This window comes from Geobacillus sp. WSUCF-018B, from assembly GCF_002809985.1.
GTDB classification, from domain to species: Bacteria; Bacillota; Bacilli; order Bacillales; family Anoxybacillaceae; genus Geobacillus; species Geobacillus thermophilus.
The window spans coordinates 1-9,659 of sequence record NZ_PIJF01000071.1; the positions used below are offsets into that span (position 1 = coordinate 1).

The window sequence follows — 9,659 nt, forward strand, 5'->3', positions numbered from 1 at the left end:
AAAACTGAAAAAGGATGTAAGGGATTTTGTCGAAAAATATTTTTTGGACACCCCTGAGGGGCCGAAAAGCCTTGATAAATCAACATTTCTAGAGGGAGGCAAAGACATGGTGAACATTTCCCTTGATTTGATTGAAGACAAAGTGGAGTTTTTTGAAGCTGACGACTTGCGAACGCTTGAAAAAAAAATCAACGAGCAAATCGAGCATAACAAAGCGCTGCTGCTTTCCGTCCATCATGTGTCGCACCAAATGCATGTCATGGAAAACGGGAAGCGGTTTTACAGTGCCGTCGTCCACTTTAAGGCAAAAAAATGACAGGCGCCCCTTCTAAGCGGGCACCTGTTCCCCTTCAAAAATCGCTACGGTTTTTCCCGCAGCTTTTGCACTTTCGTCGGCTTCCATCCTTCATTCGTCACCCATTCAATATACACTCGGTAATGGGCGGTCTGGTCTCTCGTTGAAATCGTCGCCACCGCTTTGTTCGGCCCATTGTTGCCGATGAACCAAACGATCATATCGTCCGGCGCGATGCCGGTCGCATAGCTGACCGCATCGAGCATTTCCTTCCAGTCCACCGAATCTTTTTTAAACACCGTTTCATGCGGCTCTGATTGCGTCGTGCCGACCGGCTGCCATGCCGGGTTGACGATTTCTTTTTCAATATTCGACCCCGGCGGCCCCGGCGTTGCCGTCACGTCTTGTTCGGCTTCCTCTTCAGCCGGTTCGGACTCGTCCCCGGAAGCAGCTTCCTCCGTTTCAGACGGCGCGGTCGGTTCTCCCGTTTCGATTTCGCCCCGCTTCGCCCCATCCGCCCCCGCAGCCGGCTTCGCCTCAGCATCCGCCGCTTTATGGCTCGGCTCGCCGCCGAACAATATGTTCCAACCGACAATGAGAATGAGCAACACCACAACGGCGATTGCTCCATTGAGCCAGCGGTTGATTTTCCGCCGCTTGGCGCGGGTGGCAAAACGTGTTCCGGTTTGTTGCATCGGCCTCCCCCTCCTTTCATCGACAGTGTAGCAAATTTTCCCGCTTCCATCCACCCGTGCAATGGAAGAGGCGATGGGGAACAATACAAATGACAGCGAGCACGATCATTGAACGGCGGAAAAAGTTATGGTACAGTGGGAGCAGGTTATCGCCTAAAGCATACTATATTTATAGGAATTATAAACTTTATGGAGTGAGGCCATATGGGCAGGGAATTTCTTGATTTGTTCGAGCAATGGGCGGAGTCATACGATCGATCAGTCGAAGGGGGAGATGAGCAATACCGCGATGTGTTTGCCGGTTATGATCGCATTTTAAACACTGTCGCTGATAAAGCCGGCCGTGTTGTGCTTGAATTTGGCGTCGGCACCGGCAATTTGACGAAAAAGCTGCTAGAGCGCGGCAAAACGGTATACGGCATCGAGCCGTCGGCGCCGATGAGGAAAAAAGCAACGGAAAAGCTCGGCGGCCGGGCGGTCATTATGGACGGCGATTTTTTGCAATTTCCGGTTCCTCCTGAGCCAGTCGACACCATTGCCAGCACGTACGCGTTTCACCATTTGACGGATGAGGAAAAAGACGAGGCGCTCGGCAAATATAGCCAACTACTCCAAACTGGTGGTAAAATAGTGTTTGCCGATACGGCGTTTCGCGACAAAAAGGCGTTCCGCCAAGCTGTCGAAGCCGCACGGGCGCGCGGCTTCCACGATTTGGCCGACGATCTCGAGCGCGAATATTACACGACACTTGACGTATTGGCGTCGCTGTTTGCCAGCCATGGCTTTTCCGTCTCCTTTGCGCAGCAAAACGCGTTCGTCTGGGTGATGGAGGCGGTGAAACAACCGACATAGAAAGAGGGAGAACGATGAAGGCAGCCATCATTGGAGCAATGGAAGAAGAAGTGGCCATTTTGCGCGCACGCATGGAAGGGCGCGAGGAAACGGTGATCGCCGGATGCGAGTTTTCCACCGGCCGCCTTGACGGTGCCGAGGTGGTGCTGCTCAAGTCCGGCATCGGCAAGGTGAATGCGGCGATGGGAACGACGCTTTTGCTTGACCGATTCCGCCCTGATTTCGTCATCAACACCGGCTCGGCCGGCGGATTTTTGCCGTCGTTGCGCGTCGGCGATCTCGTCATTTCCGATGAGGTCGTCCACCATGACGTTGATGTGACGGCGTTTGGCTACGCCTACGGGCAAGTGCCCGGCTTGCCGGCGCGCTACCGGGCCGATGGGGCGCTTGTTGAGGCGGCGAAGCAGGCAGCAGCGCGGCTTGACGGTTTGCAGGCGGCGGTCGGTTTGATCGCGACTGGCGATTCGTTTATGAACGATCCGGAACGCGTCAAATTTGTGCGCAGCCAGTTTCCGGAGCTGTGCGCCGTCGAAATGGAGGCAGCCGCCATCGCCCAAGTGTGCGTGCAGTTTGGGACGCCGTTTGTGGTGATTCGGGCGCTGTCCGATATTGCCGGTCAAGAGTCGGATGTGTCGTTTGAACAGTTTTTGGAGACGGCGGCGAAACACTCTGCACAACTGGTGTTGGCTGTGTTGTCCGCCATGCAGAAGCGAAAATAAACGCCAAAACGCCGCCGTCCCGCCGCCAAATGAGCGTGAGGAATGGAGTGACCAACGATGCGGGTAGCAAAAAGCATTCATGAATTAATCGGCCATACGCCGGTCATCGAGATTACACGCTTTCCGTTGCCGGAAGGCGTCCGTTTGTTTGCGAAGCTCGAGTATTTCAACCCGGGCGGAAGCATTAAAGACCGGCTCGGGCAAGAGCTGCTCGAGGAGGCGTTCGCGTCGGGAAAACTAAAAGAAGGGGGCACGATCATCGAGCCGACGGCCGGCAACACCGGCATCGGCTTGGCGCTGGCGGCGATCGGCAAGAACGTCAACGTCATTTTTTGCGTACCGGAAAAATTCAGCGTTGAAAAGCAGCAGCTGATGAAGGCGCTTGGGGCGCAAATTGTCCATACGCCGACCGAAGAGGGGATGGAGGGGGCGATTCGCAAAGCCGAAGAGCTCGCCCGCACGATTCCGGGCGCCTATTGCCCCCAGCAGTTCGAAAACCCGGCCAACCCAAGGACGTATTACAAAACGCTCGGGCCGGAGTTGTGGGACGACTTGGGCGGACAAATCGACGTTTTTGTTGCCGGCGCTGGTTCGGGCGGCACGTTCATGGGGACGGCGACGTTTTTAAAAGAAAAAAATCCGGCCATTAAAACGGTCATCGTTGAGCCGGAAGGATCCATTTTAGGCGGAGGCGAGCCGGGGCCGCACCGAACCGAAGGAATCGGCATGGAGTTTTTGCCGCCGTTTATGGATCCGGAGTATTTTGACGCTATTTACACGATTTCCGACGACGACGCTTTCCGCCGCGTCAGCGAGCTGGCAAGGCGGGAAGGGCTGCTTGTCGGCAGCTCGTCCGGCGCCGCGTTTCATGCCGCTTTGCTCGAGGCGGAACAAGCGAAGCCCGGGACGAACATCGTTGTCATTTTCCCCGACGGGAGCGAGCGATATTTAAGCAAAAACATTTACGAAGGTGGGCGATAAGATGAGACGAAAGACGATGCTCATCCATGGCGGCATCGCAGGCGACCCGTACACTGGGGCGGTGTCGGTCCCAATTTATCAAGTGAGCACGTACAAACAAGAGGAAGTCGGCAAACATAAAGGGTTTGAATACTCGCGCACCGGCAATCCGACGCGCGCGGCGCTCGAAAAGCTCATTGCCGACCTTGAAGGCGGCGAAGCCGGGTTTGCGTTTGCTTCCGGCATGGCCGCCATTACGGCTGTCATGATGCTGTTTCAAAACGGCGACCATATCGTGCTGACCGACGACGTCTATGGCGGCACGTACCGCGTCATGACGAACGTGCTGAACCGGTTCGGGCTTGAGGCGACGTTCGTCGACACGAGCGATGTCGCCAACATTGAAGCGCATATTCGCCCAAACACGAAGGCGATTTACGTTGAAACGCCGACGAATCCGCTTTTGAAAATCACTGACTTGCAAGCCGCCGCCGCCATTGCCCGTGCTCGCGGGCTGCTGTTGATCGTCGATAATACGTTTTCCACTCCGTACTTTCAAACACCGCTTGCGCTTGGCGCCGATATCGTCATCCACAGCGCGACGAAATATTTAGGCGGCCATAGCGACGTCGTCGCCGGGTTGGCGGTTGTCCGCACGCCGGAGCTTGCCGAACGGCTCCATTATGTGCAAAATTCAACCGGAGGCGTGCTCGGCCCGCAAGACTCGTGGCTGCTTATGCGCGGGATCAAAACGCTTGGCGTGCGGATGGAAGAGCATGAACGAAACGCGCGCGCCATTGCCGCCTTTTTGGCCGAGCATACGTCCGTTGCCCGCGTCTATTATCCAGGCCTTCCAAATCATCCGAACCATGAGCTGGCCAAACAACAAATGCGTGGATTCGGCGGCATGATTTCGTTTGATGTCGGCAGCTTGGAGCGCGCGGAGAACGTGCTGTCGCGCGTACGCTACTTTACGCTTGCCGAAAGCTTAGGGGCGGTCGAAAGTTTAATTTCGCTGCCGGGGAAAATGACGCACGCCTCGATTCCGAAAGAGAGGCGCGAACAGCTCGGTATTACAGACGGACTCATCCGCCTGTCCGTCGGGCTTGAGGATGTGAACGATTTGCTCGACGATTTGGCGCAGGCGCTTGGCTGAAATTGCCGCTCCTCCCTTCCGTTCATGTATGATACAGTGAAAGGGGAGAGGAGGGATCGGGCTTGAACGAGCAGCAACGAGACGAGCTGCGGGCGAAGGCGGGCGATTTCAAGATGTACAGCCTTGTCTTGTTCTCGCTCGGTGTGTTTTTCTATTTAGGGACGATCATCCCGGGAGCGCTTGAGGCAGCGAAAAAACCGTTCGCCTTGCTGATGGTTGGAGGCTGTTTCATGGCGGCTTTGTACTGTTCACGTCGCTCCGCCGTTTGCGCCCGCCGCTTGGAGGAAGAGGAAGACCGGTTTGAATGATCAATGGGGCTCGACGAAAAGCGTCATTGCGCTTATGATTGGCGATAATGAAGAAAGGAGGGTGTTCCAAAAAGATTGGAACACCCTCTTTCGCTGCTATATATGTGCTTGCTGTTTCTGCTGCACGATCGTTGTGACGATCTTGAAGGCAGGCGGCCTTTTAGGTCAGCCCCCTCATTTTGGTTTCGTCATGCTGCCGTCAAAGGGGAGCTTGTTTTTTATAAAAAATGGTTGACAATGGAAATGTTTTTGGATACAATTACCTTCGTAACGTCATTTCTGAGGGGAGGTCGAAGATCATGACAATGGTGATGTGGTCAACATTCGCGCATTTATTCCAGAAAATGGCTATTCGACCTTCCGCCGACCGGGAATGAACGTGCACCGATGACGAAAAACAGCGATCAGGCCGCAGAAGGGGAGTAGTCTCGCTTTCTGCGGCCTTTTTGCACACTGAGCCGCAGAAGCGCTTTCCTTCTGCGGTTTTTTTGCATGGAAAGGAGGTGGGGAGGCATGACGATCCATTTGTTTTTTCTCACGATCACGATTGAGCGGAGAAAGCCGCGGCAGGGGAACAGGGAAGAGGAGCGGTTCGCGCGTGCAGCCGAGGAGGAGCTTGTTGACCGCAAATGCTTTTTCCATCAACGATTGTTGTAAACATGTTCAGCAATGAAGGATGAAAGGGGAGACGATGTATGTCCATTGTACTCGTATGGCTGGTGACGTGGATAAAGCAAAGGGGAAACTCCACTTGACTCAGTCGAAAGTGCGATCGGTGCTCCGCGCGCTGTTGTTGATCGTCGAATTTCATGAATTGTTCAAAATGTGGCGGAAGCGTTCCCCGTCTTCTTTGGTAAAATAAAAATAAACGAGAAGGCCAAGGAGGGAGCGGGGATGTTCGCCATCGTCACGGCAGTTGTGATTACGGCGTCGATTGCGCTCGTCGTCGCTGCGGAAGTGAGCGCCGAAGCAGGAGTGTAACAAGGCGGGCGCCTGTCTAGGATGGGAGGGGAACAGCAGGCGAGCTGCAACACAAGAAATGAGTGTGTTTGTTCACTGATACGGGTGGCACGTTTGCCCGCAGCCGGCCTCGTTAAGGGGGTCGGCTGAATTTTTTGTCCAGACACGGACAACAACGCCCCTGCATATACATAACGATAAGGCGGTTTCCGCCGACGACAGCAGGCGGGGGTGAGAGCATGTCCGGCATTTTTTCAGCGTTTGCGTTTTTGTTGAAAGAATTGACGTTTCTCGTCTCGTACATTAAAAACAACGCGTTTCCCCAGCCGTTAAGCGCCAAAGAAGAGGAAAAATACTTGGAGTTAATGGCCAAAGGCGACGAACAAGCCCGCAACCGGCTCATCGAACATAACTTGCGCCTTGTCGCCCATATTGTCAAAAAGTTCGAAAATACGGGAGAAGAAGTGGAAGATTTAATTTCGATCGGGACGATCGGCTTGATCAAGGCGATTGAAAGCTATTCGCCGGGGAAAGGGACGAAGTTGGCCACATATGCGGCCCGATGCATTGAAAACGAAATCTTGATGCATTTGCGTTCACTGAAAAAAACACGCAAGGACGTTTCTCTTCACAAGCCGATCGGCCAAGATAAGGAAGGAAATGAAATCAGCCTGCTCGATATTTTGAAATCCGAAGAGCAAGACATCGTCGACGAAATTCAGCTTAACATGGAGCTTGAGCAAGTGAAACGATACATCAGCGTGCTAGACGAGCGGGAAAAAGAAGTGATCGTCAAGCGGTTTGGACTCGGCCGGCAACGGGAGAAAACGCAGCGTGAAATCGCCAAAGAGCTCGGCATCTCAAGAAGCTACGTCTCGCGCATCGAAAAACGGGCATTAATGAAAATGTTTCATGAGTTTTACCGGCAGGAAAAAGAAAAGCGGCGATCATGAAATTCGGGAATGAGGCAGGCGCCTGACCGGCGGCCTGTTTTCTTTTGCCAACGATACAAGTATTTAAATTATTATAAAAAAACAAAATATATTGATAGTTCCTTGCAACAAAGCGGTTTCATTCAAAAGTATTGACAGATTTTATTTTTAATAGTAAAATAATTTTGTCGCTTTTTGTCTAAAATTGTCTAAAGGAGGCGGAACATGATGAGAAAGATCGGGTTGGCATGGCAGATTTTGATCGGTCTTATTCTCGGGATTATCGTCGGAGCCGTTTTTTACGGAAACCCGAACGTAGCAGCGTATTTGCAGCCGATCGGGGACATTTTTCTCCGTCTCATTAAGATGATCGTGATTCCGATTGTCGTCTCGAGCTTAATTGTCGGCGTCGCCAATGTCGGCGATGTGAAAAAGCTCGGGAAGCTGGGCGGCAAAACAATCCTTTATTTCGAGATTATCACGACGATTGCGATTGTCGTTGGCCTCTTGGCAGCAAACGTGTTCCAACCAGGCGCCGGCGTCAATATAAAATCGCTTGAGAAAACCGATATTCAATCATACATTGATACGACGAATGAAGTGCAGCACCATTCGATGGTCGAGACATTCGTCAACATCGTGCCGAAAAATGTGTTTGAATCCCTCGCGACAGGAAACATGTTGCCGATCATTTTCTTCTCGGTCATGTTCGGATTGGGTGTAGCCGCGATCGGCGAAAAAGGAAAACCGGTGCTTCGCTTTTTCCAAGGAACGGCGGAAGCGATGTTTTACGTGACAAACCAAGTGATGAAGTTTGCGCCGTTCGGCGTCTTTGCCTTGATCGGGGTGACGGTGTCGAAATTTGGCGTCGCTTCACTTCTTCCGCTCAGCAAGCTTGTTGTGCTCGTTTACGCAGTGATGGCCTTTTTCGTGCTCGTTGTGCTCGGCGGCACCGCGAAATTGGTAGGTGTGAATATCTTTCATATTATTAAAATCTTAAAAGATGAGCTCGTGCTTGCCTATAGCACGTCGAGTTCGGAGACGGTGCTCCCGAAAATTATGGAAAAAATGGAGAGGTTCGGTTGCCCGAAGGCTGTCACCTCGTTTGTCGTTCCGACCGGCTATTCGTTCAACTTGGATGGGTCGACGTTGTATCAGGCGCTGGCGGCTGTATTTATCGCCCAACTCTATGGCATTGACATGCCGCTGTCGCAACAAATTTCGCTCGTACTCGTCTTGATGGTGACGTCCAAAGGAATCGCCGGCGTCCCGGGCGTTTCGTTCGTCGTGTTGTTGGCGACGCTCGGCACAGTCGGCATTCCGGTCGAAGGATTGGCGTTTATCGCCGGCATTGACCGCATTTTGGATATGGCGCGCACCGTTGTGAATGTTATCGGCAACTCGCTGGCAGCGGTCGTCATGTCGAAATGGGAAGGGCAATATAACGAAGAACAAGGGAAACAATATATTGCCGAACTGCGCCAGCAAAGCGCCTGACCGGGAAAACAGCGGCTGATCGTTCAGCCGCTGTTTCGCTTTATGCGCAAAAACAGTTGCCGGCCCGCAGTGTGTTCGCTATATTTATAGTGGAACATCATTTTGACAAATCTTGATTAAATGAGGGACGCATGTGAAACGTTGGATCATCATTGCGTTTTTGTCGGCGATCTGTTTATGGCTGCTGCCGTACAGCGTGCCGCTCCTGCTGGCGCTTGCCACCGCCCTCTTGTTGGAGCCGCCTATCCGCCGCCTGCAAGACCAGTATCGGCTGAAGCGCGCGCACGCCGTAACGGCGATTTTTTCACTCTTTTTGGTAATCCTTGGGTTTTCGCTTTATTTTTTAGTTGTCATTTTGGTTCAGCAAGTGATGGCGCTCTCGCAAAACCTTCCGTACGTGCTGAGCGAGGCGACAAAAGTGTTCAACCGCCTCATCGAAACGTGGCGGTCGTATTCAAGTTCGATCCCCCAGGAAATCATTGATTCGCTCGAGCGCGGCGTGCGCACGGTGCAACAGATGCTGCTGTCGTTTGCGACGAATTTGACGCAGTCGCTCGTTCATTATATCACCGCCATCCCGGCGTTTTTCATTCACTTTTTAGTCTATTTGGTCGCATTGTTTCTCATTTCGCTCGACTTGCCGCGAATGAAACAGTCGATCAGCCGCTATTTGTCAGAGCGCACCCGCCAGCGGCTCGGGATGGTCATCGCCCAGCTGAGCAAGGCGGGGATCGGCTTTATTAAAGCGCAATTTTTGCTCAGCCTGGTGACGTTTTTTCTCGCGCTGGCCGGGTTGCTCGTGCTCGGCATTGATTACGCTGCCTTGATGGCGCTCGTCATCGTCATCGTCGACATTTTGCCGATTTTGGGGACCGGCTCAGTGCTTGTTCCGTGGGGCATCATCAGCATGGCGAACGGCGACAATACGCTTGGCGTCGGGCTGATTGTGCTGTTTATCGTCATCACTGTCGTGCGGCGGATCATCGAGCCGAAAGTGTTTTCCACCAATTTGGGCATTTCCCCGCTTGCGGCGCTCGTCAGCGTCTACCTCGGCTTCCAACTGCTTGGCTTTATCGGGCTGTTTGTCGGGCCGGTCGTTGTCATTTTGATCGAGGCGCTTGCCAAGGCCGGGGTAATTAAGTGGACGATCAAGCTGTGAACAGGTTGCCCGCCGTCGGCCTTTTCTTTTTTATCTTAATTAGGCGAGAAGACTCCCACTTCAACGAAGCGAAGCGGAGTAAGTGGGAGATGAATCGCCTTAACTATATTTTGCTGAAAATAGGAT

General features: G+C 53.0%; 13 protein-coding genes. 12 read left to right on the forward strand and 1 reads right to left on the reverse strand.

Annotated elements, in window-relative coordinates; genetic code table 11:
* The first annotated feature begins 106 nt into the window (after window positions 1–106).
* Entirely contained in the window at window positions 107–316 is a 210-nt protein-coding gene (locus tag CV944_RS15405) for a YrzA family protein (RefSeq protein ID WP_063165193.1), read from the forward strand.
* Between the two features lie 44 nt (window positions 317–360).
* Here CV944_RS15405 and CV944_RS15410 read toward each other — a convergent pair whose 3' ends face one another.
* On the reverse strand, window positions 361–990 hold the full coding sequence (locus CV944_RS15410) for a YrrS family protein (RefSeq protein ID WP_094239001.1): 630 nt from the start codon (window positions 988–990) through the stop codon (window positions 361–363).
* 204 nt (window positions 991–1,194) lie between these two features.
* Here CV944_RS15410 and CV944_RS15415 point away from each other — a divergent pair, with 204 nt between their 5' ends.
* From CV944_RS15415 to ytvI, 11 genes are all read left to right on the forward strand, one after another.
* Window positions 1,195–1,842 carry a class I SAM-dependent methyltransferase gene (locus CV944_RS15415; RefSeq protein ID WP_100659098.1) on the forward strand — a complete coding sequence of 216 codons (648 nt, stop codon included), beginning with the start codon at window positions 1,195–1,197 and terminating at the stop codon, window positions 1,840–1,842.
* Between the two features lie 14 nt (window positions 1,843–1,856).
* Entirely contained in the window at window positions 1,857–2,561 is a 705-nt protein-coding gene (mtnN, locus tag CV944_RS15420; RefSeq protein WP_061580799.1) for a 5'-methylthioadenosine/S-adenosylhomocysteine nucleosidase, read from the forward strand.
* A gap of 57 nt (window positions 2,562–2,618) precedes the next feature.
* Window positions 2,619–3,542 carry a PLP-dependent cysteine synthase family protein gene (locus CV944_RS15425; RefSeq protein WP_033011950.1) on the forward strand — a complete coding sequence of 308 codons (924 nt, stop codon included), beginning with the start codon at window positions 2,619–2,621 and terminating at the stop codon, window positions 3,540–3,542.
* Between the two features lies 1 nt (window position 3,543).
* Entirely contained in the window at window positions 3,544–4,677 is a 1,134-nt protein-coding gene (locus tag CV944_RS15430; protein ID WP_033011952.1) for a bifunctional cystathionine gamma-lyase/homocysteine desulfhydrase, read from the forward strand.
* A 62-nt stretch (window positions 4,678–4,739) separates the two neighbouring features.
* Window positions 4,740–4,985 (forward strand): YrhC family protein, encoded by a 246-nt coding sequence (locus CV944_RS15435; protein WP_044743315.1) that lies wholly within the window; start codon window positions 4,740–4,742, stop codon window positions 4,983–4,985.
* The gene (locus CV944_RS15440) at window positions 4,978–5,220 is read left to right on the forward strand and encodes a hypothetical protein (protein WP_100664493.1); all 243 of its coding nucleotides are present in this window, start codon (window positions 4,978–4,980) and stop codon (window positions 5,218–5,220) included. Before CV944_RS15435 ends, CV944_RS15440 begins: the two co-directional genes overlap by 8 nt.
* A 278-nt stretch (window positions 5,221–5,498) precedes the next feature.
* Window positions 5,499–5,642, forward strand: coding sequence for a YrzI family small protein (locus tag CV944_RS15445; RefSeq protein ID WP_100659097.1), 144 nt, complete (start codon window positions 5,499–5,501; stop codon window positions 5,640–5,642).
* A 168-nt stretch (window positions 5,643–5,810) separates the two neighbouring features.
* Entirely contained in the window at window positions 5,811–5,966 is a 156-nt protein-coding gene (locus CV944_RS17360; RefSeq protein WP_157807503.1) for a hypothetical protein, read from the forward strand.
* Window positions 5,967–6,184: 218 nt separating this feature from the next.
* Window positions 6,185–6,898, forward strand: coding sequence for an RNA polymerase sporulation sigma factor SigK (gene sigK, locus CV944_RS15455; protein ID WP_100659096.1), 714 nt, complete (start codon window positions 6,185–6,187; stop codon window positions 6,896–6,898).
* Between the two features lie 207 nt (window positions 6,899–7,105).
* Entirely contained in the window at window positions 7,106–8,374 is a 1,269-nt protein-coding gene (locus tag CV944_RS15460; protein WP_100664494.1) for a cation:dicarboxylate symporter family transporter, read from the forward strand.
* 133 nt (window positions 8,375–8,507) lie between these two features.
* On the forward strand, window positions 8,508–9,533 hold the full coding sequence (gene ytvI, locus CV944_RS15465; RefSeq protein ID WP_100659095.1) for a sporulation integral membrane protein YtvI: 1,026 nt from the start codon (window positions 8,508–8,510) through the stop codon (window positions 9,531–9,533).
* Window positions 9,534–9,659 lie beyond the last annotated feature (126 nt).

Excerpts from the sequence above, each read along its gene's own strand:
- CV944_RS15405 (WP_063165193.1), top strand. The coding sequence starts at position 107 with ATGGTGAACATTTCCCTTGATTTGATTGAAGACAAAGTGGAGTTTTTT.
- CV944_RS15410 (WP_094239001.1), bottom strand. The coding sequence starts at position 990 with ATGCAACAAACCGGAACACGTTTTGCCACCCGCGCCAAGCGGCGGAAA.
- CV944_RS15415 (WP_100659098.1), top strand. The coding sequence starts at position 1,195 with ATGGGCAGGGAATTTCTTGATTTGTTCGAGCAATGGGCGGAGTCATAC.
- mtnN (WP_061580799.1), top strand. The coding sequence starts at position 1,857 with ATGAAGGCAGCCATCATTGGAGCAATGGAAGAAGAAGTGGCCATTTTG.
- CV944_RS15425 (WP_033011950.1), top strand. The coding sequence starts at position 2,619 with ATGCGGGTAGCAAAAAGCATTCATGAATTAATCGGCCATACGCCGGTC.
- CV944_RS15430 (WP_033011952.1), top strand. The coding sequence starts at position 3,544 with ATGAGACGAAAGACGATGCTCATCCATGGCGGCATCGCAGGCGACCCG.
- CV944_RS15445 (WP_100659097.1), top strand. The coding sequence starts at position 5,499 with ATGACGATCCATTTGTTTTTTCTCACGATCACGATTGAGCGGAGAAAG.
- sigK (WP_100659096.1), top strand. The coding sequence starts at position 6,185 with ATGTCCGGCATTTTTTCAGCGTTTGCGTTTTTGTTGAAAGAATTGACG.
- CV944_RS15460 (WP_100664494.1), top strand. The coding sequence starts at position 7,106 with ATGAGAAAGATCGGGTTGGCATGGCAGATTTTGATCGGTCTTATTCTC.